We start from the raw sequence: 21,748 nt of genomic DNA, 5'->3' as shown, positions 1-21,748 counted from the left end.
CCCACCAGCCTCAGTGACAAACCGCCCGCTCCATGTCGGCGAGGCGGTAGCCCTCCTGCTCGGGCATGAGTTGCTTGCCCACTACTACCGGCCGGCTGATGGTGCCGCCGAATGGCTGCGACCCGTCAGCCGCGGCACCGATGTAGGTCGGGTTGGCGAGCAACTTGGGATCAGCCGGGCGGACAATGAGATCACTGCTATCCAGCAGCACCTTGCCGTTGAGATAGACCGTCAAGTGAGCACTGGCCTGAGCAGGGAACGGGTAGGTAGCCATGGGATGGACAAATCCAGTCACCACCAATGCATTGCAGCCGCGATCCAGCACAAGCGTCTGGCCAATGAACGACTTGCCGCTGTGCTCAATACGGACCCGACCCTTTTCATCCAACACGACCTTCCACAGACCAGGTTGATCCAGCAGTGTCTGCGAATGGTCGGGCCTTGCAGGACCTAGTCCCATGCCGATTGCATAGCTGCCAAACACTGGCGACCGTTGCAGATCACGGCCAGTCAAAACGCCAGGCTTGCCGTCGGCAGGCTTCTTCCAGGCTAGCGGGAGTGGCCGGTGCTTCAGCTCCCACTGCCTAATCATCGAAGACGTCTGCTCGCGCGCGAACTCCTCGTGCTTGGTCGTGCGCGGTACGCCCGGCAGTAGTGGACCGGTTACCGCAGCACTGCTCAATTCACCACCCCAGTTGCGATAGAACAGGCCTTTGCCGGGCAGATGCCCGCCGTAACTCATGCCTTTGAATGGATTGTCAGCGGCCCAGAACAATTCCAGCGGACGCGGTGCCGCGCCGCTCTCCAGAAGCGGCTCCAAGTTTCGACCATCTAGCCCTTTGGGGGCCTTGCCCCCGGCCAAAGTGACCAACGTTGGGAAGAGGTCCATTTCGTGCGTGGCGATCGTGATGTCCCGGTTGCCAGTGTGCCCCGGCCAGCGCACCAGCAGGGGAGCCCGTACGCCGCCCTCGAAGTAAGTAGCCTTGGTTCCGATCAATGGAAAGTTGCTGTTGCGATTTTCATTGGGGCTGCCGTTGTCACTGGCGAACACCACGATGGTCCGGCCGGACTGACCGCTGCGCTCCAGCGCATCAAGCAGACGGGCGACGTTGTGGTCCAACTGGGCGAGGAGCGCCAGGTACTTACCTTCGGGCGTATTCGGGAACTTCGCGGCGAAGCTCTGCGATGGCTGGATCGGTTTGTGAGGCGACAGTAGCCAGAGGTTGATGAACCAGGGCTTCCGCGATGTCGGATGCTCCATGAGCGCAATGGCGCGATCGGTGAGTAGGTCGTCGAGGTGCCCCTTGTGCCGAACTGGCGGTGCACCGTTCTCCTGCAGCCACGGATCGTAATACGTCGGGCGACGCCCCAACGGCTTGCCGTCTGGACCAGGACCCTGCAAGACAAAGTGGTTCATCATCCCCAGCCAGTCGTCGAAACCCTGGTTGCTTGGCTCGATCTGCGGATACTCCAGTCCCTCGCCCACGTGCCATTTGCCGATGTGGTGGGTTGCATAACCCAGTTGCTTAAGCGCTTTGGGCAGCGTGGGCAGATCGGGCGAAAGGCCTAGGCCGTCAGGCTCGAAGCCGATGCTAACCGGCACGCGGCCAGTCAGTAGCGCTGCGCGACTGACCGAGCATGTGCTGTCGACGTAATGTTGGCGGAAACGGATCGATTGCCGGCTGAGGGCATCGAGAGTCGGAGTTGGTGCCTGGCCATCGCCCCAGGACGCGATGTCGTTGATGCCAAGATCATCGGTAAGAATGAACAGGATGTTGGGACGGTTTTCTGCAGCCTGGAGCAGCATCGGAGTCCCGCCGAGGACCAGCAGGCAAAGAGCGAACGTAGCGCGTAGAGCACCTGGCAACAACAACATGATTCAGCCTTCCCCCGGCAATGAACAATAGGGCGCAGCTCCGGATCATCCCTGTACCGGCGCGGCCACAGTGCGCCAGCGGCGCTTCTTAAGATTGAGGAACGGTCGCTCGACAAGGTGGTAGGTTGCAGCCGATATCGCACAGGACAATGCCAGAAGCCCTAGTCCCACGGCGATCAGTAACTGCGGATTGTCGCTCAGCGGCCCCAGCTTTCTCGCGATCCGGCCCCCGACCAAAAACAGCACTGAGGTATGGACCAGATACAGTGAATACGACCAGAGCCCTGCACGATGGAAGATGGGATTGACGAGCAAGGCGCTACCGAGCGGGCGCAGGTGGAGCAGCGCAAAGAGAAAGATCCCCCAGCCGATGGCCTCCAGCAAGTAATGGCTGAACCACAGTGCATGCGCCGGAAAAGCTCCGAGGTAAGCAACCCGTCGGTGCAGGACCACCGCCAGCAGCAGCAACGCCAACAGCAGGACCAGTGACCCAGGCCAACGCCGGCTGGCCAGTTGACTCGCTTGCAGGCGCGGACCAAGCCAGACATGCGTCCAAGCCAGCATCGCTCCAACGCCGAACAGCGGCCAACGCCCAAGCAACGTATTACGGTAGTTCACCCAGCCATCCAGTTGATTCAGCTGATCCAGCGGCACTTGGCTGATCTGCCAGTAGATATGGATTCCCGCAGCCAGCAGCGGCAGCAGCAACCAACGTCCCAACTTGTGCTGGGCCAGCAGGAAGATGCACGGCAGCAGCAGGTAGAACTGGACCTCTACGACCAGGCTCCACCAAACCGCCCCCATGGGGAATAGCTCTGAGATCTTGAGTTCCTGGAACGCCAACGCCTTCGGAACTTGCTGCCACTGCCCGGTCCACCAGCCGGCCACGAGGACCATCAAGTAATACATCGGCAAGATGCGCAAAGCCCGGTTACGCAGGTACTTACCGAGCTTGAGCGGGGTGCCGCTGAAGAACGGCAGAGTCAGAAGGAATCCGCTGAGAACGAAGAACAGGGAGACGCCGGTGTCGCCACCGAACAGGAAGCTGGACAGATAAGACGCATCCGGGCGCATCTTGTAGCCATAGACATCGCCCAGGAAATGAAAGGCAAACACCAGCAGGATGGCCAGGCCACGAACAGACTCGCATTGAGCCAGATGCTCTCGAGAGCGTTTGATTCCCGAATTTCCCGTCACATTCAGCACGTTTTATTGCTTCCAATCATTATTCTTATGTCCAAGTGGACCGACATTAGCATTGTGCCGGCGAAGGCTGGCAAACACCTCGCGGTTCATGGCTCAATGCTCCGATGGGCCAACAAGCTACGGTGCGCATGATGTATCCGAATCACAGGAAGCCGGTACTTTCGGCCCCCAACGGAAAACAAGAACAATGATTAAAACACTCTTCCCATCGCGAAGACATTATCCCGCGGCCGACGCCGGGCTGCTGCTCGACTACGACTCTCTCGGCGCCCAACTCGCAGGCCTGGCCAAGCAATACCAGAACAACTCCCCGTATCCCCACATCGTCATTGACGATTTCCTGCCCCCTGCGGTGCTGGATCGGCTGCTGAAGGAGTATCCCCACGACCAACACAGTCCGTTGTGGAACGACGCATCGCACAAGGACAAGTCCAGCGGCGAATATGTACAGCTGCTCAAGCGCAATATCCGCGACAGCCTGCAGATGCCACCGACCTACCGCCAGCTGTTTTGGGAGCTCAATTCCCATGCATTTCTCGGCGCCCTCGCCGCACTGACCGGCATCGCCAACCTGATTCCGGATCCGAACCTGCGTGGTGCAGGCATCCACCAGATCGGTCGAGGCGGTTTTCTCAAGGTGCATGCTGATTTTTCCACTCACCGCGAGTTCGGTCTCGATCGTCGCCTGAACTTCCTGCTCTATCTCAACGAGAACTGGCAGGAGAACTGGGGCGGCCACCTGGAGCTCTGGGATGGCGAGATGAAAGGCCCACCCAGACGCGTGCTCCCGGTAGTCAATCGTTGTGTCGTGTTTAGCACCACCGCCACCTCCTTTCATGGCCACCCGCATCCTCTCACCTGCCCGGATGGCACCTATCGCAAGTCGCTTGCTCTGTACTACTACACCAACGGTCGCCCAGAAGGGGAAGCACAGCCTGGCTTTTCCACGGACTGGCGAGAACTGCCTGATCAGAAGGAGCATGACGCGTGAGGCAACTCCTCAGAAAATGGCTGGCAGAGCCCACTCGTGCAGACACACCCTCTGTCTTTGCCAACCGCCCGACCCTGCTGGATCACGAACGACTCAAGAGCGAGTTCGGGGCGCTCAACCGAACCTACGTGGATAACCAGCCGTTCCCGCATATCGTCATCGATAACTTTCTGCCGGATGACGTCGCGCAGGCGCTGATTGATCAGTACCCGATTGATCAGGCGAAGGCCCAATGGATCGACGGTACCTATCGCGAGCCCCAAGGTGATGGCTACGTCCAGAAAGATAAACGCCACCTCAAGGACATCCTGGCGATGCCCTCTGTCTATCGGGAGCTGATCTGGGAGCTCAATTCAAAGGGGTTCCTGGACGCCCTCACTCAGCTGACCGGGATCCGCGCGCTGATTTCCGATCCCGAATTGCTAGGCGCCGGCATCCACCAGATCGCTCGTGGCGGTCTACTGAAGATCCATGCGGACTTCGCCAACCACCGCAAGTACAGCCTCGACCGACGCCTGAACTTCCTGCTCTATCTCAATCCCGACTGGAAGGAAGAGTGGGGTGGGCATCTGGAGCTGTGGGACGCCGAAATGCAAGGGCCGCCCAAACGAGTTCTGCCCGTGCTGAACCGCTGCGTGATCTTCACCACCAGCGCCGACTCCTACCACGGGCATCCGCATCCGCTCAACTGCCCGGACGGCATCTATCGCCGTTCGATCGCGCTGTACTACTACACGAACCGACCACGGGAAGAAGAACTACCCAACGGCAACGCTACCCTCTGGCAAGACCTGCCGGAGGCCTATCGGCACTAGCTGGATCGTGGCACCTCGCCTGCAAGCGGCGAGGTGCTCTTCGTTCAACCCTCTACGGGCTTGGGAGCATTGTTCATGCGCTTTACCTTGCGCATGTTTTCCAAATGCCTGCCGGCATGAACATAGAAAGCCCTTAGCTTGGCCGCGCGCTCATCCGACGGATTGTCGAACAGCAGCTTGATCAATTCGGAATCCTGGCTACGGTCACCACCCGGCTTACGCAGCACCCCGAGACCGAAACCATGATTGAAGGTGAAGGTCTCGTGCTTCCCACGAAGCTCCTCCCAGAATTTCCAGGCGCCGAAGTCCTGCAGGCGAGCCATGACATCATGGAACAGGATGATGCCGCCGGGCCGGACCTTCGGATACCAATTAGCGAAGTCTTCGCTGACCGCCTCATAAGTGTGCAAACCGTCGATGTGCAGCAGATCGATAGTCTCATTGTCGAAGTGCCGCAGCGCCTCTTCGAACAGCATTCGCAACACATAGGAAAAGCCGAAGTAGTTCTGCCGGTTGTGATTACTCACCGAGGTGAAGACCGACTCATCGTACTTGTCGGAGTGCACATCACCTTCGAAGGTATCCACCGCATAGCACACACCGTCGATGTCATTCTCCTTCATCGACTGGCAGAAGGTGAAATACGACATTCCGTTATGCGTTCCCAGTTCGACGAGCATCTTGGGACGCACGGCCGCCACGATGTCGTAGCCGAACGGGATATGGTCGACCCAGGTGCTGAAGACCATGCGCAGAGGATCGAAATGACGGATGGAAGGCGGAAGGTAGACGTTGGTCATTACACAATCTCCGGAACAATGGGATTGGGCCTCAGACGATTCTTCAGCCGAAGCATTGGGCGCTCGATCATCCAATAGGTCACGTGTGAAGCCAGAACAGAGCACAACAGAATCAGTACTAGAACGGCATGGTCATTCTTTAGGTCCAGCCTGCTACGTTCGGACAACAGCACGTACTGGATCGGGATATGAAGCAAATACAATGAAAACGAGATTCGCCCCAAATAACGTAAAAAACCACTGGCGCGCCCAATGAGCGGTCGTCCCGAAGCCAAAGCGACGAGAGCGATGAACGACCAGGCAACGGCTTCCAGGAGGATTGCTGGTGGATATCGCAATGCGAACAATGGCCCCCAGGTATCAAGCAGATGCTGCAGCACCATTTGCAGCAGCACGACCCCACCTATTAGAAGCGGCCATGCGACAGGTGCCGGTAAATTCGGGACAGAGCCTCGCTCATACAGATAGGCTATCAGAACGCCTGCAATAAACGCCGGAGATCGGCCCAGAAATGACATCGTCAGATTAACGGCGCGCTCCGCAGATGACATCGATATTCGCCCGAATATAAATGCCAGAACAACCGCAAAGCTTACGATCATTAGCAATGGGAATAACCAACGCCCGCCAATCGCCCGATAGACCAGGAATGCCAATGGCAAGATCAAATAAAACTGGACCTCTGTCTGCAAGCTCCACCAGACGGTGCTGTATTCACCTACGTCCAGATTGTTGGCGCGGAAGGTCAGCACGTTGAATGCCTGCTCCAACGTACCGGTCCACAACATCCCCAGCATCCCCACCAAATAGTACAACGGCAGGATTCGCAAGGCCCGTTGCACTCCGTAGTCGAGCAGATTAATTGATGCTCCATCGCGAGCAGCCCGGAGAAATGGTCGGCTGACCAGTATCCCGCTTAACATGAAGAACAGAGTAACCCCGCTTCCACCGGCATAGACAAACGCACTCCAGAACGGGGCTCCAGCAGGGCGGCTTGTTCCAAAGACCGCTGTTACGGCATGCATAACCAGCACAAGCAGAATGGCGATGCCGCGCAAGTCATCCAGAACCCGTAGTCGAGGCCCCCCACTCACGCGCTAGTCTCTGCAATCTTTTTCGCCTGATCCGCGAACGGGTCCTCCTTGCGCATCGCACAGCGCTTGACTCGGTCCATGCCCCGCTCGATCGAGCGGTGCATGTAGCGCATTGACGGCGCCTTCACCTGCCCGAGCAGAATCGGCTCCAGCGTCGGCGAGCGGAACGGGTAGCCCAAGAGCTCGCAGAGCTGGTCGTTCTGCTGTTTGAGCAGGTCGTCACGCCCCTCGAATTCCGAGGTCGTCACCCCGCCATGCAGTTGGTGGAACGAACCTTCGCCAACCAGCATCACCGAGCGGGTGCGGGGGTGCATCGCCGTTTTGCGATAGATGAACAGGTTCAGGCTCCCGCCCCCCGCCATGGCGAATCGCTCGTCCGCCTGGCCGATGTCGCGGAATATCTCGGCGTCCATGAATAGGCAGTTGCATTCCATGAAGGGGTGGAAGTAGCCATGGGGATTGGCCGCACTCCAGCAGCTGACATCGAATAGCCGGTAGCCACTGCCAGGCGCTGAAGGCCAGCCGATATTTGCCAGCAACTGCTGTTCGACTGCTTCGGTGTATCCCTTGGTCAGGTGGTACTGCTGGTCGTCCTCCCCCAGGTGATAGCCAGGCACCACCACCATGGCTTCCGGTGTCATTCGGAAGGCCATCAAGGCGTACTGCACAACCCCGGGCGTCACCATCCGCGCGCCATCGATCATCAGACCGATGTAGCGTCCGCGCGCCTGGGAGAAGCCAAAGTTGATCGCCCCCGCCGGCGATACGCCCGGTTCGTCCCGCAGGAAATAGCGGAAGTTGCCAGGCAGCTGGGAAATCGCCTGGGCATCCATGTTCCGGCGGGAACGATTCTCGACAACGATGACTTCGTAATCGCCGGCGTCGACGCCTTCCTGATATCCCGGCGACAGACTGATTAGAGTGTTGAGCGCCTGTCGCGGCATGTCGTAAGCGATGACGATGATCGACAGCAAGGGTTTCAGATCGGTATGCGAAGTCATGCGGATTTCACCCGGCTGAGCGAATGGTCGAGGAATCGGTAGATGTGCGGATGAACCGTCCCCAGCAGGATCGGCCTCACGCTCGGCGGGGTTCGATTCTCGCCTCGAATCTGCTTGTCCTGCTCGTCGAGCAGCTTGTACACCCGATCGCGCTCCTCGCGCAGAGTGCCAGTAGTGACACCCCCATGGAACTGGTGGAACGAGCCTTCGCTGTAGAGCAAGTAGAACGGCGTGTCGGGATATTCGAGCAATCGCTTGTACAGATCGAGGTTGGCGTTGCCGCCTCCGAAATCGTTGTAGCGCGGGTTCACGCCGCCCAGTGCCTTCCACTTTCGCTGCGACATGCCGATGAAGTTGCTTTCGTAGTTCGCCTGGAAGAAACCGCCCTGGCAGGAACCGCTGAGCACCGCGATGTCGAATAGCCGATAACCGTTGCTCGGCCATTCAATGCCCTGCAGCAGCACATGTTCGGCATCCTCGTTATAGCCCTCGTTCACCGCCACCTGCTGCAGCTTGTGACCGATGTGATAGCCAGGGACGGAAACTGCAGCTTCAGGCGCCAGACGGAAGGCGTCCAGGGCATGGCGAATCACGCCTGGCGACAACATGCGGGCACCGTCGATCATGATCGCCAGATGGCTACCACGCGCTACGGAGGCACCGAAATTGATCGCATGCACCGGCGTACGCTCGGTCTCGTTGCGATGGAAATAACGGACGTTGCCTGCATGCCGCACAGCGCGTTCTGCACCCAGAAGGCGATCGGAGTGGTTCTCCACCACTATGACTTCATAGTCACGCTCGTTGACGCCCTGCTGGTACGCGGGACTCAGCGAGTGGAGCGTTTTGTCGGCCTGGTCGGGCATCTTGTAGACGATGACCACGACGCTCAGGCGGGGGGCTCGGCGGAATAAGGGCATGACGCCGCTCCTCTCGATTCAATAGGCAATGGCACGCAGGGCGCGATAAGTGGCTTCCAGTTCCGCCGAAAGGGGCTCCTGGGCACCCTCATGGTGCTTGAGCTCGGAGCTGAAGAAGCGGTCCTCGCTGGGGGGAACCAACCCGAAGCTGCGCATGACCTTATCGAGCTTGCGGTGCAAGACGTGCTCGTCCTCGTCGAAGCACAGAACCGGGAACGCCTTCCGCCGATGCAATGCCAACAGTTGCTGGTTGTATGCCTGCCAGAGCTTCAGCGCCTGCTCTCGTGGCATCCCGCCCCGAGCATGGAGCGAATCGGCCACTGCCGACGGGTGACGGAAGATTCCGACGAAGCGCATCTCAGGCAGTAGCTGCTGCCAACCGTCCATCACCAGCAGCGCGCGGGGATCCTTGAACCCCCAGCGCTTGGCTCCGTCGTAGGAGGCGATCAGCTCGCGGGCGGACGCGTACTCTTCTTCAGTCCAGTCGATGGCTTCGTTTGGCGGATTGTCCCAGGCGAAACCACGGGCACCAAGCAGCGAGTCGTGGAAGGCGACGATATCGCCATTCTCGCGATTACCCTTGAGATTATGGGGGTTCCAGGTACTGTGCTTGCCCAGTTCGAGGCCCGCCTGTTGCAGCGAGCCGGTCAGGAAGCTGGTGCCGCTGCGATGCATGCCTACGACCGTCAATACCAGGTCACTGGGAGCTTCGGAGGACTTGCGGGAGAAGCCGAAGAGGAAATCGAATAAGCGCATTACCAACTCGTTTTTGTTATCAATTAGCGCGTTCTCGGCACATCTTGCTCGGAACTGGCTCGATGCGCTGCTTGAGTGGCATTGTGTTTAAATACCCAGCCCTTTTCAATCCAACAAGAATCATATGAATCACAGGGACATCATCCTATTCGGCGTCTACAGCGATCTGCGCACCGAAGTAGCGCGGCGCTTCCTTGGATTTCTTTGGTGGATCCTCGAACCGCTGATGTACATGAGCGCGTTCTATATCGTTTTTGGTCTAGCCCTGGGCCACAGCCGCCCTGGCTATGTTCCCCTGCTGCTCAGCGGCATGGTCGCCTGGAAATGGTTCGACGGTTCGGTGCGCCAGGCCAGCAACGCGATTCAGGGTAACGCCGGGCTCATCCAGCAGATTCATGTCCCCAAATACGTGTTCGCGCTGATCCCGATTCTCAGCAACACGGTTAAATTCCTGATCATCCTGACGCTGCTGATCGCGTTCCTGCTCGGCAGTGGTTACCGCCCCTCTGCCGAATGGCTGGCGCTGCCAGTGCTGATGGTCAACCAGTTGCTTTATACGATTGCCTTCGGTTTCCTGCTGGCGTCGATACTGCCGTTCGTGCCTGACCTACGGCAGGTGGTGGACAACGTGCTCATGTTGATGATGTTCATGTCCGGCGTGTTCTTCAGCATTCATGAGATCCCACCGTCCATGGCGCCGCTGCTGAGCCTGAACCCGATGACCACCATGATCACGGCCTACCGCGATGTGCTGCTGCACAATCAGTGGCCGGCGTGGAGTGAACAGCTCTACGTATTGCTGGTCAGCCTGCCGCTTCTCGGCCTGTCTCTGTGGATCCTTCACCGCAACGACCGCCGTTATCCCAAGCTGTTGTACTGAGGTGAAACATGTCCTCTGAAGTGATCCTGCGGGCAGAAAACATCGGCCTTTCCTACCGGCAGCGCGTCGGGATGCTGCGTTACGAGTCGTTCTGGGCGCTGAAGGACGTCAGCTTCGATCTCTACGAAGGCGAAACACTGGGGGTAATCGGCAACAACGGCGCCGGCAAGAGCACCTTGCTGCGCCTGATCGCCGGCATCGTCGACCCTGACCGCGGGAGCCTGCAGCGCCGCAAGCGGCTGAATGCCAGCCTGCTGGCCCTGAACGTCGGCTTCAAACCCGAGCTGTCCGGACGCGACAACGTCGTCATCAGCGGCCTCTTGCTAGGCATGACGCGTGAACAGATTCGTCGGCAGATGGACGACATCTACGAATTCAGCGAGCTGGGTGAATTCTTCGAGCGCCCCGTTGGCACCTACTCCACTGGCATGCGCGCACGCCTCGGCTTTGCCGTGGCCATCCATGCCGATCCGGATATTCTGCTGATCGACGAAGTGCTTGGCGTCGGCGATCAAAGCTTCCGAGAGAAGTCGCACGCCGCGATGAAAAGGAAAATCGAACAGGGCAAGACCGTTATCCTGGTCTCGCATAGCATGGAGGCCATTCGCGGCCTCTGCCATCGAGCGCTCTGGATTGAGCGCGGCAAGTCCATCGTATGCGGCGAAGTCAATTATGTGCTTGATGGCTATCAGGAAACGGTGAGGATTGCCGTTCGCGAAATGCAGAAAGCCGAACGCCTACTCAAAGCAGCTCAGGCGGAAGCTCCGCCCCAGACATGACCTACAACCCTGCCGGATAAGCCCTCTAGCCGGCAGGGGCAAAAGCCCGAAACAAAATCCGGCTGGCCGCTGGGGGCAATGCTGGGCAACATGGCGCGCGTCGTATTCCAACCAAGAGAATGACCACGATGAAGCGCTTCATCAGCCTTGCCATGGCTTTCTGTGTCGCCGTGACGCTCAGCCTCGACGTCAATGCCGCCAAACGTTTCGGTGGCGGCAAGAGCATGGGCTCGGCGCCGAGCCACCAGACCCGTCAGGTACAACCGAACACCGCGCCGACCACTCCGGGCGTCGCCGCGCCGGCCGCCGGTGCAGCTGCAGGTGCTGCCGCCGCTGGTGGCGCTTCGCGCTGGCTCGGCCCGCTGGCCGGCATCGCCGCCGGCGGCCTGCTCGCCTCCATGTTCATGGGCGACGGCTTCCAGGGCATGCAGCTGCTGGACATGCTGCTGATCGCGCTGGTCGCGTTCATCGCCTTCCGTTTCATCGCCGCTCGTCGCCGTCAGCACGCCCAACCGGCGATGGCTGGCCATGCGCCCATGCAGCGTGAAATGCCGGCGCAGCCGTCGGTATTCGGCGGTTCCGCACAACCGGCCGCGCGCCCGGTGATCAGCGCCCCGGCCTGGTTCGACGAGAAGCGTTTTGTCGGCGCAGCCCGTGAGCACTTCCTGGCGCTGCAGCAGCACTGGGACGCCAACGAGATGGACAAGATCGCCGAGTTCGTCTCCCCGCAGATGCTGCAGTGGCTGAAGCAGGAGCGCGCCGAGCTGGGCGACGGCTACCAGTCCACCTACATCGACAACCTGCAGGTGCAACTGGAAGGCGTCGACGACCAGGCCGACAAGACCATCGCCACCCTGACCTTCAGCGGCGTCTCCAAGACCTCGCGCTTCGACCAGGGCGAGACCTTCAGCGAAAGCTGGCGCATGGAACGCGCCCAGGGCCAGGACCAACCCTGGCTGCTGGCCGGTATCCGCCAGAACGGCTGATCGCCTACGTAGCAAGAAAAAGCCCGGCACCTGCCGGGCTTTTTCTTGGGCGCGCCGCTGGTCAGCCTGCCTGGCCGGCAACGATCTTGCGCCGGGAGCAGGCTACTACTGTATAAAGCGCGCCAGTCAATCGAGAGGTTCCTGCCGTGGAAGATGTGATCGAGCAATTGCGTGAACTCAACGAGCCGGTTCCGGTGCCGCTGGAGCTGCCGGACGAAGAGCTGCTGGTGGAGATCGAAGAGGAACTGCTGATCGGCATACCTGCGGAGTTCCGCGAGTTCCTGCTCAAAGTCAGCGACGTGGTCTACGGGCGCCTGGAACCGGTTACGGTCACCGATCCGCAATCGCACACGTACCTGCCCGAAGTCGCTGCCGTCGCCTGGGCCATGGGCCTGCCGCGCGAGTTCATCCCGCTGTGCGCCGATGGCGACGATTACTACGCCGTGGGCCAGGACGGCGAAGTGGTGCTCTGGGCCGACGGAGAGCTCACCGAGGAGACCTGGGACTCGGTGTGGACCTGGGCGCGCGACGTGTGGCTCGACACTTGATCCGATTTTTCTGAATTTCCCCGCGGACGGGTTGTCACACCGGCAGTCCCGCAGATCGTCTCCTTCGCCTTGGTCGATCTGCGCTGTCCCGTGGAGACTCTATGAAAGCGAAATTCCTTCTCCTCAGCGTGCTGCTGCTCGGCCTTGCCGGTTGTGCCAACAAGGCCGTGGTGTCGCTGCAGGATGGCAGCGAAGTCCTGGTCAAGGACCACGCTGACTTCGACAAATACAACGACTACTACGAATTCGAGCAGTTGAACGGACAGACCATCCTGATCAAGAAGGACAACGTCCGCTACATCAAGTCGATCTGACGCCCTCAGCGGACATCCCGCCGCCCCCCAGACTCCAGCGCGAGCAGATTGAGCAGGTACTGACCGAAGTAGGCCAGGTCCTGCTCGATGGCGGCGCGCGCGCCCTGGGCGTCGCCGCGCTGAATCGCCTCCAGGGCGTGCTCATGGAAGTCGTTCAGGCGCTGGGACAGGTCCGCCTCGGTGAACAGCCGGTTGAAGAAGGGCCCGACCTGCAGCCACAGCGCCTCGATCATGCGTAGCAGCGTGGGATTGCCGCAGGCGCGGTAGAGCGTCAGGTGAAAGCGGCTGTTGTGCTCCAGGTAGGCCTGCACGTCGCGGCGCTGCACGGCTTCTTCCATCAGCTCGGTGCAGGTCTTCAGCACCTCCAGGTCCGCCGTGCGCAAGCGCGGCACCCCGTCCTCCACGGCCAAGCCTTCCAGCGACTGGCGGATCTGCAGGATCTGCAGGAAGCGCTCGCGCGTCATCACAGGGACGCGCAGCGAGCGCTGTGGCTCGCCCTCCAGCGCACCCTCGGCGACCAGCCGCTGCAAGGCAGCGCGCACTGGCATCGGGCTGGTGCCCCATTCGTCGGCCAGGTCGCGGATCTTCAACCGCTCGCCGGGCTGGAAGCGCCCGCTCAAAAGGGCCTGGCGCAGGTTCTGGTAGAGCTGTTCCTGGAGGTTGTCGGCCATGGGATCACTCCGCGCGGACCGGCGGCGCCGGCAGTTGGGCGAAGGTCAGGCTGCAGTTGTGCATCATCTCGGTGTTACCTCATTGCATCCGAATGCCCGTTCCGTCGCACGGCCGGCGCGAAAAGGGTCGATTCCATTTGTGATCACAAAAACATCTGAAGGGGAGATTATCAGGCATTCCTCAACCTGTATTGACATTTTTGTGATCACAAATGAGGATGATGTGCAGAAAAACAAACGAGGTGTGCAAGATGACCGCCAGCGGAATCTCCCAACAGGCCGTCGAAACCTTCACCGCCAAAGAGCGGCAGCGTTTCCTGGACCAGAACCCCAAATCCGTCGCGCTCGCCGAGCGTGCGCGCAATTCGCTGTACGCCGGCGTGCCGATGCACTGGATGGCCGACTGGTCGACGCCCTGCCCGCTGTTCGTCGAACGTGCCAAGGGCGCGCGTTTCTATGACGTCGACGGCCACGAGTACATCGACTTCTGCCTGGGCGACACCGGCACCATGTTCGGCCACTCGCCCGACCCGGTGGCCCGCGCCATCGCCGAGCAGGCCAACAACGGCCTGACCACCATGCTCCCGGGCGAAGACGCCGTGGTCTGCGGCGAGCTGCTCGCCGAGCGCTTCGGCCTGCCGTACTGGCAGGTGACCGCCACCGCCACCGACTCCAACCGCTACGTGCTGCGCTGGGCGCGCGCCGTCACCGGGCGCAAGACGCTGCTGGTGTTCGACGGCTGCTACCACGGCACCGTCGACGACGTGATGGTGCGCTACCGCGACGGCGAGACCGTGCCGCGCTCCGGCCTGGTCGGACAGGCCTACGACCTGACCCAGTACAGCCGCTCGATCCCGTTCAACGATGTCGAGGCGCTGGAAGCTGCGCTGGCCCAGGGCGACGTCTGTGCCCTGCTGTGCGAACCGGCGATGACCAACATCGGCATGGTCCTGCCCGATCCGGGCTTCATGCAGAAGTGCCGCGAGCTGACCCGCAAGTACGGCAGCCTGCTGATCATCGACGAAACCCACACTATCTCCACCGATATCGGCGGTTGCACCAAGTTGTGGAACCTCGACCCGGACTTCTTCGTGGTCGGCAAACCGATCGCCGGCGGCGTGCCCTGCGGCATCTTCGGCTGCAGCGCGGAAATGGCCGAGCGCATGCTCGCCTCGCGCAAGCAGGCCCAGGAAGACAGCCATGGCCACGGCCACAGCGGCATGGGCACCACGCTCTCGGCCAACGCCCTGGCCATGCACTGCATGCGCGCCAACCTCGAAGAGGTGATGACCCAGGCGGCCTACGACCACATGCTGCCGCTGGCCAAGCGCCTGGCCGATGGCTTCCGCAGCCTGATCGCCAAGCACGACTTGAAGTGGTCGGTGACCGAACTGGGCGCGCGCAGCGAATTCCAGTTCTGCCCGGTCTCGCCGCGTACCGGCGCCGAAGCCGAGGCCGCCTTCCACGACGAACTGCAGATGGCGTTGCACCTTTACCTGATCAACCGCGGCATCCTGATCACGCCCTTCCACAACATGACCCTTTGCTGCCCATCCACCAGCGCGGCCGACGTCGACAAGCTGATCGCCACCCTGGACGCCGGCATTACCGAGTTGCTGGCCATTCCGGGCGCTCGCGAGGCCTGATCGAAACCCTACCCGCAGGAGCGAGCCTGCTCGTTCCTGCGCAAGAAATTCCGGCGCCACGCGCCGACCGAGGACCACCATGCAATTCGCCGATCCCCAGGAAGCCCGCGACTTCCTCGAACAGAATCCCGCCGTGCGCAGCATCGAACTGATGCTGATCGACGCCAACGGCATCCCGCGCGGCAAGCTGCTGCACCGCGACGAACTGCTGGCGATCTTCGAGAACGGCCGCCCGCTGCCCAGTTCCATCCTTTCGCTGACCATCCAGGGTGAAGACGTCGAGGCCAGCGGCCTGGTCTGGGAAGTCGCCGACGCCGACTGCTGGACCTTCCCGATCCCCGGTTCGCTGACCCTGCAGCCCTGGCGCGCAGTGCCTACCGGCCAGGTGCAGGTGAGCATGCACCCGACCCAGGGCCTGCCGGCGACCCCCGGCGACCCGCGCCATGTGCTGGCGCGCACCATCGACCGGCTGAAGGCCGACGGCTTCCACCCGGTGATGGCGGTGGAGCTGGAGTTCTACCTGCTGGACAAGAACCGCGACGCCAGCGGCCGGCCGCAACCGGCGTTGCAGGCCAACGGCGTGCGCCCGCAGGCGCCGCAGGTCTACGGCGTCTACGAGCTGGAACAGCTGCAGCCGTTCCTCGACGACCTCTACGCCGCCTGCGAAGCCCAGGGCCTGCCGGTGCGCACCGCCATTTCCGAGTACGCGCCTGGCCAGGTCGAGCTGACCCTGGAGCACCGCTTCGACGCCCTGCGCGCCGTCGACGAAGGCGTGCGCTACAAGCGCCTGGTCAAGGGCGTAGCCAACAAGCACGGGCTGATCGCCTGCTTCATGGCCAAGCCGTTCGGCGACCTGGCTGGCAGCGGCATGCACATGCACGTGAGCCTGGCCGACGAGCAGGGCAACAACCTGATGGCCAGCGAAGACCCGCACGGCACCCCGCTGCTGCGCCACGCCATCGGCGGCATGATGGCCACGCTCAACGACGCGCTGGCGATCTTCTGCCCCAACGCCAACTCCTACCGCCGCTTCCAGGCCAACAGCTACGCGCCGCTGGCCAAGAGCTGGGGCGTGAACAACCGCACCGTGTCCTTCCGCGTGCCGGGCGGGCCGGCCAAGAGCCGCCACGTCGAACACCGCATCTGCGGCGCCGACGCCAACCCTTACCTGGCCGCCGCAGCCATCCTGGCCGGCATCCACAAGGGCATCCGCGAGCAGATCGAGCCGGGCGAGCCGATCGTTGGCAACGGCTACGAGCAGGCTCGCGAGACGCTGCCGACCGACTGGCTGACCGCGCTGCGCACTCTGGAGCAATCCGCCTGGGCGAAAGAGGCCTTCGGCGAGGAGTTCCTGAAGATCTTCCTGGCGATCAAATGGGAAGAATTCCGACAGTTCGTCAGCGAGGTCGGCGAGCAGGATTGGCGCTGGTATCTGACCCACGCGTAAGGCGACGAACGTCCCACGGGATTTACGAAAAAATTACCCTGGCAAAGCGAAGATTCTGGTCTTTTCTTGGTCAGTAGATACAAGGGCCGCGCGTGCGGCCCTTGTCCTTGAGGCGTCCCGTCGCTGCCTGGCGGGGCGCCTTTCCCTTATCAGGCAGGGAGATCACCCGCACGATGAGCACCCCCGTTGTTCTGATCACCGGCGCCGCCGGCGGCCTCGGCAAGGCCATCGCGAAACGTTTCGCCCAGAGCCACTGGCGCATCGCCGCCACCGACGTCGACAAGAGCGGGCTGCACGCCCTCAACTCCCAGGTGCCGCTGGACGCCAGCGCGGTCGCCGACCTGCGCCGCGCGGATAACTGCCAGAGCCTGATGTCCGACATCCTCGCCCGCACCGGGCGCCTGGATGCCCTGATCAACGCCGCCGGGGTCTGGCGTGAAGGCCCGGTGGAACAGTTCAACGAAGACGACTTCGACCTGGTGCTGGGCGTCAACCTCAAGGCCCCCTTCTACATGTGCCAGGCCGCCACGCCTTACCTGAAGGAAAGCCGCGGCTGCATCGTCAACATCTCCAGCGACTCCGGGCGCCAGGCCTATCGCGGCTCGGCGGCCTACTGTGCGAGCAAGGCCGCGCTGACCATGCTCACCCGTACCCTGGCGCTGGAACTGGCGGAGGAAGGCGTGCGGGTCAACGCCATCTCGCCAGCGGACATCGCCACGCCGATGCTCGACTACCAGGCCGAGCGCTACGGCCAGGGCAACCCCGACGCCTACAAGCGCGCCCTGCTGCGCGATTACCCGCAGGGCAAGGCAGCGCGCTTCATCCGCCCGGAAGAAGTCGCCGACCTGGTCTGGTTCCTCTGCAGCTCGCAGGCGGAGGCCATCACCGGCGCGGACCTGGCCATCGACTTCGGCCTTTCTGCCGGTCGCTGAACCCTCCCACTGCCGGGCTCGCCGGGCCCGGCAGGCTGTTCGTCCGGCTATCGCACGGCGCGTCGCGGGCAATGCTGGCCGCGGCGCCCGGCGGGATGTAGAAAGGATTGTGTCGCCGGACGCCCTTGCGTGCGTCCAGTCCTGCTCCCCTCACCCGCCTGCGAGATCGCTATGGAACCCGGCAACCACCAGCTCAGCATGACCGTCCTGATGACCCCCGACATGGCCAACTTCTCCGGCAATGTCCACGGCGGCACCCTGCTCAAGTACCTCGACGAAGTCGCCTATGCCTGTGCCTGCCGCTACGCCGGGCACTACACGGTTACCCTGTCGGTCGACCAGGTGATCTTCCGCGAGCCGATCCATGTCGGCGAACTGGTGACCTTCCTCGCCTCGGTCAACTACACCGGGCGCACTTCGATGGAGATCGGCGTCAAGGTGGTCACCGAGAACATCCGCGAGCAATCGGTGCGCCACACCAACAGCTGCTTCTTCACCATGGTGGCGCTGGATGACGAGCGCAAACCCACCGCAGTGCCGCCGCTGCAGCCGCGGACCCGCGAGGAGAAGCGCCGCTACGTCCAGGCCCAGCAGCGCCGCCAACTGCGCCAGGAGCTCGAGCAGCGCTACCAGGCACTGCGCGAGGAATGGGACGAGAAGACCGACATTTCCTGACAAGAATTCGTTCTGGCAAAACGAAAAGCTCCGCTGCTTCAACGGGTTAACCTTGCTGCCCGGCCGGGCGCGAGCGTCTTTCCGGGCCTAGACTTCCCCAGCGCGGGTTTGCCCCCGTGATCCACCTTCGAGCGACCGGCGCTCTCCAGCACGGTCGCTCCCTGCGTGCCCGGAGCCCAGACGATGCACCACACCCCGCTGCTCACCACCCTCGCCGCCGGCTTCGTCCTGGCGTTCGTCCTCGGCGCCCTGGCCCAACGCCTGCGCATCTCGCCGCTGGTGGGCTACCTGCTCGCCGGCGTGCTGGCCGGCCCGTTCACCCCCGGCTACGTCGCCGACCAGGCGCTGTCGCAGGAAATCGCCGAACTGGGCGTGATCCTGCTGATGTTCGGCGTCGGCCTGCACTTCTCGCTCAAGGACCTGCTCTCGGTGAAGGCCATCGCCATTCCCGGCGCGGTGGTGCAGATCGGTGTCGCCACCCTGCTCGGCATGGGCCTGGCCTGGTTCATGGGCTGGCCGTTCGGCGGTGGCCTGGTGTTCGGCCTGGCGCTCTCGGTGGCCAGTACCGTCGTGCTGCTGCGCGCCCTGGAACAGCGCCAGCTGATCGACACCCAGCGCGGGCGCATCGCCATCGGTTGGCTGATCGTCGAGGACCTGGCCATGGTCCTCACTCTTGTGCTGCTGCCAGCGCTGGCCGGCTCCCTCAGCGGCTCCGGCGAGACCAGCGGCGGCGTGCTGCTGCCGATCCTGCTGACCCTCGGCAAGGTCGCGGCCTTCGTCGCCGTGATGATTCTTGGCGGCCGCCGGTTGGTGCCATGGGTGCTTGAGCGGATCGCCGCGACCGGCTCGCGCGAGCTGTTCACCCTCGCCGTACTGGCCATCGCCCTGGGCATCGCCTACGGCTCGGCGGTGCTGTTCGGCGTGTCCTTCGCCCTCGGCGCCTTCTTCGCCGGGATGATCCTCAACGAGTCGGAGCTGAGCCACGAGGCGGCGGAAAACTCGCTGCCATTGCGCGACGCCTTCGCCGTGCTGTTCTTCGTCTCGGTGGGCATGCTGTTCAACCCGGCGATCCTGATTCACGAGCCGCTGCCGGTGCTGGCGACCTTCCTGGTGATCGTGTTCGGCAAGTCGATCGCCGCCTACTTCATCGTGCGGATGTTCGGCCACCCCAACAACACCGCGCTGACCATCGCCGCAAGCCTGGCGCAGATCGGCGAGTTCTCCTTCATCCTGGTCGGCCTGGGCGTCAGCCTGCACCTGCTGCCCGAACAGGGCCGCGACCTGGTGCTGGCCGGCGCGATCCTGTCGATCCTGGTCAACCCGCTGCTGTTCATCGCCATCGAGCGCCTGCAGGCGCGCCGGGAAGAAGCACAGCCCACCCAGGGCGCGAGCGTCGAAGAGGACCTGCCACCACCGGTGCGCGAGCACGACCACGCCATCCTGGTCGGCCACGGCCGGGTCGGCGAGCTGATCAGCGCTCGCCTGCAAGGCGAAGGCACACCACTGGTGGTGATCGAGGACAAGCGCGAGAAAGCCGCCGAGCTGCGCGAGCGTGGGCTCAGCGTGGTGGTCGGCAACGCCGCCAACCTGGACGTGCTGAACCAGGCCAACCTGGCCAGCGCGCGCTGGTTGCTGATCGCCATCCCCAACGGCTTCGAGGCCGGGCAGATCGCCAGCCAGGCGCGCAGCGCCCGCGCCGACCTGGAAATCATCGCCCGCGCGCACTTCGACGCCGAGGTGGAGTACCTGGAGCAGAGCGGCGCCAACCTGGTGATCATGGGCGAACGCGAGATCGCACAGGGCATGGCTCAGCGGGTGGAGGAAACGCCCGTCCGGCACGAGCCGGAGATGCCGCAGTCGGCTTGATCTGTAGGAACGGCTCTCATCCGCGAACAGCCTCGCACCAACGTAGTACGGGAGCAGGTTCGCGGACAAGGTCCGCTCCTACGAGAGGCGCTTAAAGCGAGCGGGCCTCGAAGCGCACGCGAGGGTGGGCGATGCGGTCCTGGGCACGCACCAGCTCCAGTTCGTAGCTGCCGCAGGCCTGGGTTTCCAGCAGTACTTCATGCACCGCGGCGGCGGTGAACTCCAGCGCCATGCAGGGCTCGTCGCCGTGCAGCAGGCGGGCGAGGAAGAGGCCGGAGGTCAGGTCGCCGACGCCCACCGGCTGGCGCGGGAAGGCCAGCAGCGGGCGGCGCAGGTGCCAGCTTCCTTCGGCGCTGACCAGCAGCATCTCGAAAGCGTCGCTGGGCTTGCCCGGGTAGTTCAGGTGCTTCACCAGCACTGCCTTCGGGCCGCGCTCCAGCAGGCTGCGGGCCATGGCCTCGCAGTCGGCCAGGGATTGCGGGCTGCGGCCGCAGAAGCTGTCCAGCTCCAACTGGTTGGGGCACAGGTAGTCAGCCACCGCGGCGGCTTCCTGGAGGAGGAATTCACCGACCTCGGGCGCCACGATGCAACCCTTCTCCGGATGCCCCATGACCGGGTCGCACAGATAGATGGCGCGCGGGTTGGCTTCGCGGATTTGCGCCAGCGCCTGGAGGATCGCCCGGCCTTGATCGGCGCTGCCGAGATAGCCGGAAAGCACCGCGTCGCAATTGCCCAGCTCGCCGATCTGGGCGATGCCCTCGACCAGCGAAGGAATCTGCTCCGGCGGCAGCACCTGGCCGGTCCAGTGGCCATACTGAGTATGGTTGGAGAACTGCACTGTGTTCAGCGGCCAGACGTTGACCCCGATACGGCGCATGGGGAAGACGGCCGCGCTGTTGCCGGCATGACCGAAGACGACGTGAGACTGGATGGCGAGAACGTGGGGCGTACGCGGCTGCATGACGAGGTCCTGAAACGGGATGCGTCAGTATGGGGCGCAATTCACGTCCTTGGGAACAAACGGCTCTCGCCGCTGGAGTGCAGACTGGGTAAGCTGGTGCGCCGATTCCCGAGCGGAGCCTTGAAGTGACCTTGGGTAACCTTTTCGCATTCCTCCTGCTCGCCACCGCCGGGGCTTGGTGGTGGCGCGTGCATGGCATTCGCGAACGCGCGCTGCAGCTCGCCCGCCAGCATTGCGCGCGCGAAGGCGTGGAGCTGCTCGACGAAGTCGTGGCACTGCGCACCTTGCGCGTGCGCCGCAACAGCCGAGGCGTGCTTTGCCTGGCACGCGAGTACGCCTTCGAGTTCACCGCCACTGGCCAGGACCGCTACAACGGCAGCATCACCATGTTCGGCCAGCGTCCCGGCCCGGTCGAACTGGAAGCCTTCCGTTACGAGCCGCAGGCGCAGGAAGCCGCCCAGGCCATCGACATGATCCGCGAAGTCCCGCCGCCCGCCGCGCTACCGGCGCCGCAGCACAAGGCCGAGGTCGTGCACCTCGACGAGTGGCGGCGCAATCACACCAGCAAGAAAGTCGGCGACTGA

Annotated in this window: 22 protein-coding genes; 13 read left to right on the top strand and 9 right to left on the bottom strand. The window is 62.6% G+C overall.

Features of this window, described 5'->3' with window-relative positions; all coding sequences use genetic code 11:
- Nucleotides 1-10 precede the first annotated feature (10 nt).
- Together PKB_RS00775 and PKB_RS00770 are read right to left on the bottom strand one after the other, a co-directional pair.
- A complete protein-coding gene (locus tag PKB_RS00775) occupies nucleotides 11-1,876 on the bottom strand; it encodes a sulfatase-like hydrolase/transferase (RefSeq protein WP_052355141.1) in 1,866 nt (621 codons plus the stop codon).
- Nucleotides 1,877-1,921: 45 nt separating this feature from the next.
- On the bottom strand, nucleotides 1,922-3,082 hold the full coding sequence (locus tag PKB_RS00770; RefSeq protein ID WP_043248187.1) for an acyltransferase family protein: 1,161 nt from the start codon (nucleotides 3,080-3,082) through the stop codon (nucleotides 1,922-1,924).
- A gap of 187 nt (nucleotides 3,083-3,269) precedes the next feature.
- On the opposite strand from PKB_RS00770, the gene PKB_RS00765 reads away from it, so the two are divergent.
- Both PKB_RS00765 and PKB_RS00760 read left to right on the top strand, forming a co-directional pair.
- Nucleotides 3,270-4,073, top strand: coding sequence for a 2OG-Fe(II) oxygenase (locus PKB_RS00765; RefSeq protein ID WP_052355140.1), 804 nt, complete (start codon nucleotides 3,270-3,272; stop codon nucleotides 4,071-4,073).
- Nucleotides 4,070-4,888 (top strand): 2OG-Fe(II) oxygenase, encoded by an 819-nt coding sequence (locus tag PKB_RS00760; RefSeq protein ID WP_236658347.1) that lies wholly within the window; start codon nucleotides 4,070-4,072, stop codon nucleotides 4,886-4,888. Before PKB_RS00765 ends, PKB_RS00760 begins: the two co-directional genes overlap by 4 nt.
- 44 nt (nucleotides 4,889-4,932) lie before the next feature.
- On the opposite strand, the gene PKB_RS00755 is transcribed toward PKB_RS00760, so the two are convergent.
- From PKB_RS00755 to PKB_RS00735, 5 genes are read right to left on the bottom strand one after another with little or no spacing between them, the layout of a single operon-like run.
- The gene (locus tag PKB_RS00755; RefSeq protein ID WP_043248185.1) at nucleotides 4,933-5,688 is read right to left on the bottom strand and encodes a class I SAM-dependent methyltransferase; all 756 of its coding nucleotides are present in this window, start codon (nucleotides 5,686-5,688) and stop codon (nucleotides 4,933-4,935) included.
- Nucleotides 5,688-6,746: an acyltransferase family protein gene (locus PKB_RS00750; protein WP_084166545.1), complete on the bottom strand. Its 1,059-nt coding sequence runs from the start codon at nucleotides 6,744-6,746 to the stop codon at nucleotides 5,688-5,690. The genes PKB_RS00755 and PKB_RS00750 overlap by 1 nt, the downstream gene beginning before the upstream one ends.
- Nucleotides 6,747-6,778: 32 nt before the next feature.
- The gene (locus PKB_RS00745; RefSeq protein ID WP_043248181.1) at nucleotides 6,779-7,783 is read right to left on the bottom strand and encodes a glycosyltransferase family 2 protein; all 1,005 of its coding nucleotides are present in this window, start codon (nucleotides 7,781-7,783) and stop codon (nucleotides 6,779-6,781) included.
- Nucleotides 7,780-8,703 carry a glycosyltransferase family 2 protein gene (locus PKB_RS00740; protein WP_043248179.1) on the bottom strand — a complete coding sequence of 308 codons (924 nt, stop codon included), beginning with the start codon at nucleotides 8,701-8,703 and terminating at the stop codon, nucleotides 7,780-7,782. Before PKB_RS00740 ends, PKB_RS00745 begins: the two co-directional genes overlap by 4 nt.
- A gap of 18 nt (nucleotides 8,704-8,721) precedes the next feature.
- Nucleotides 8,722-9,459, bottom strand: a complete 738-nt coding sequence (locus PKB_RS00735) for a sulfotransferase family protein (protein WP_084166544.1) — start codon at nucleotides 9,457-9,459, stop codon at nucleotides 8,722-8,724.
- A 124-nt stretch (nucleotides 9,460-9,583) separates the two neighbouring features.
- Between PKB_RS00735 and PKB_RS00730 the strand changes: the two genes are divergently transcribed.
- The 5 genes from PKB_RS00730 (at nucleotide 9,584) to PKB_RS00710 (ending at nucleotide 12,966) form a co-directional block, all read left to right on the top strand.
- Nucleotides 9,584-10,339: an ABC transporter permease gene (locus PKB_RS00730; RefSeq protein ID WP_052355139.1), complete on the top strand. Its 756-nt coding sequence runs from the start codon at nucleotides 9,584-9,586 to the stop codon at nucleotides 10,337-10,339.
- An 8-nt stretch (nucleotides 10,340-10,347) separates the two neighbouring features.
- Complete coding sequence (locus PKB_RS00725; protein ID WP_043248178.1) at nucleotides 10,348-11,118, top strand: ABC transporter ATP-binding protein; 771 nt, start codon at nucleotides 10,348-10,350, stop codon at nucleotides 11,116-11,118.
- A gap of 128 nt (nucleotides 11,119-11,246) precedes the next feature.
- Nucleotides 11,247-12,104, top strand: a complete 858-nt coding sequence (locus PKB_RS00720; protein WP_043248175.1) for a Tim44 domain-containing protein — start codon at nucleotides 11,247-11,249, stop codon at nucleotides 12,102-12,104.
- 146 nt (nucleotides 12,105-12,250) lie between these two features.
- Complete coding sequence (locus PKB_RS00715; protein WP_043248173.1) at nucleotides 12,251-12,652, top strand: SMI1/KNR4 family protein; 402 nt, start codon at nucleotides 12,251-12,253, stop codon at nucleotides 12,650-12,652.
- 101 nt (nucleotides 12,653-12,753) lie between these two features.
- The gene (locus PKB_RS00710) at nucleotides 12,754-12,966 is read left to right on the top strand and encodes a YgdI/YgdR family lipoprotein (RefSeq protein ID WP_043248171.1); all 213 of its coding nucleotides are present in this window, start codon (nucleotides 12,754-12,756) and stop codon (nucleotides 12,964-12,966) included.
- A 5-nt stretch (nucleotides 12,967-12,971) separates the two neighbouring features.
- Here PKB_RS00710 and PKB_RS00705 read toward each other — a convergent pair whose 3' ends face one another.
- On the bottom strand, nucleotides 12,972-13,637 hold the full coding sequence (locus PKB_RS00705; protein ID WP_043248170.1) for a GntR family transcriptional regulator: 666 nt from the start codon (nucleotides 13,635-13,637) through the stop codon (nucleotides 12,972-12,974).
- Nucleotides 13,638-13,888: 251 nt separating this feature from the next.
- Here PKB_RS00705 and PKB_RS00700 point away from each other — a divergent pair, with 251 nt between their 5' ends.
- The 5 genes from PKB_RS00700 to ybaL all read left to right on the top strand — a co-directional run bounded on the left by PKB_RS00700 (nucleotide 13,889) and on the right by ybaL (nucleotide 20,203).
- Entirely contained in the window at nucleotides 13,889-15,283 is a 1,395-nt protein-coding gene (locus PKB_RS00700; protein ID WP_043248169.1) for an aspartate aminotransferase family protein, read from the top strand.
- Between the two features lie 79 nt (nucleotides 15,284-15,362).
- Nucleotides 15,363-16,730, top strand: a complete 1,368-nt coding sequence (locus PKB_RS00695; protein ID WP_043248168.1) for a glutamine synthetase family protein — start codon at nucleotides 15,363-15,365, stop codon at nucleotides 16,728-16,730.
- 173 nt (nucleotides 16,731-16,903) lie between these two features.
- The gene (locus tag PKB_RS00690; RefSeq protein ID WP_043248167.1) at nucleotides 16,904-17,662 is read left to right on the top strand and encodes an SDR family NAD(P)-dependent oxidoreductase; all 759 of its coding nucleotides are present in this window, start codon (nucleotides 16,904-16,906) and stop codon (nucleotides 17,660-17,662) included.
- Nucleotides 17,663-17,833: 171 nt separating this feature from the next.
- Nucleotides 17,834-18,337 carry an acyl-CoA thioesterase gene (locus PKB_RS00685; protein ID WP_043248166.1) on the top strand — a complete coding sequence of 168 codons (504 nt, stop codon included), beginning with the start codon at nucleotides 17,834-17,836 and terminating at the stop codon, nucleotides 18,335-18,337.
- Nucleotides 18,338-18,520: 183 nt separating this feature from the next.
- Nucleotides 18,521-20,203, top strand: coding sequence for a YbaL family putative K(+) efflux transporter (ybaL, locus tag PKB_RS00680; RefSeq protein WP_043248165.1), 1,683 nt, complete (start codon nucleotides 18,521-18,523; stop codon nucleotides 20,201-20,203).
- A 91-nt stretch (nucleotides 20,204-20,294) separates the two neighbouring features.
- On the opposite strand, the gene pdxY is transcribed toward ybaL, so the two are convergent.
- Nucleotides 20,295-21,164 (bottom strand): pyridoxal kinase PdxY, encoded by an 870-nt coding sequence (gene pdxY, locus PKB_RS00675; RefSeq protein WP_043248164.1) that lies wholly within the window; start codon nucleotides 21,162-21,164, stop codon nucleotides 20,295-20,297.
- Nucleotides 21,165-21,289: 125 nt separating this feature from the next.
- On the opposite strand from pdxY, the gene PKB_RS00670 reads away from it, so the two are divergent.
- Nucleotides 21,290-21,748 carry a DUF3301 domain-containing protein gene (locus PKB_RS00670; protein ID WP_043248163.1) on the top strand — a complete coding sequence of 153 codons (459 nt, stop codon included), beginning with the start codon at nucleotides 21,290-21,292 and terminating at the stop codon, nucleotides 21,746-21,748.

Origin of the sequence: Pseudomonas knackmussii B13 (assembly GCF_000689415.1) — a bacterium.
In the GTDB taxonomy this organism is placed as follows: Bacteria; Pseudomonadota; Gammaproteobacteria; order Pseudomonadales; family Pseudomonadaceae; genus Pseudomonas; species Pseudomonas knackmussii.
The sequence above is the reverse complement of the archived record's forward strand: the minus strand, read 5'-3'. Positions and strand labels throughout refer to the sequence as shown.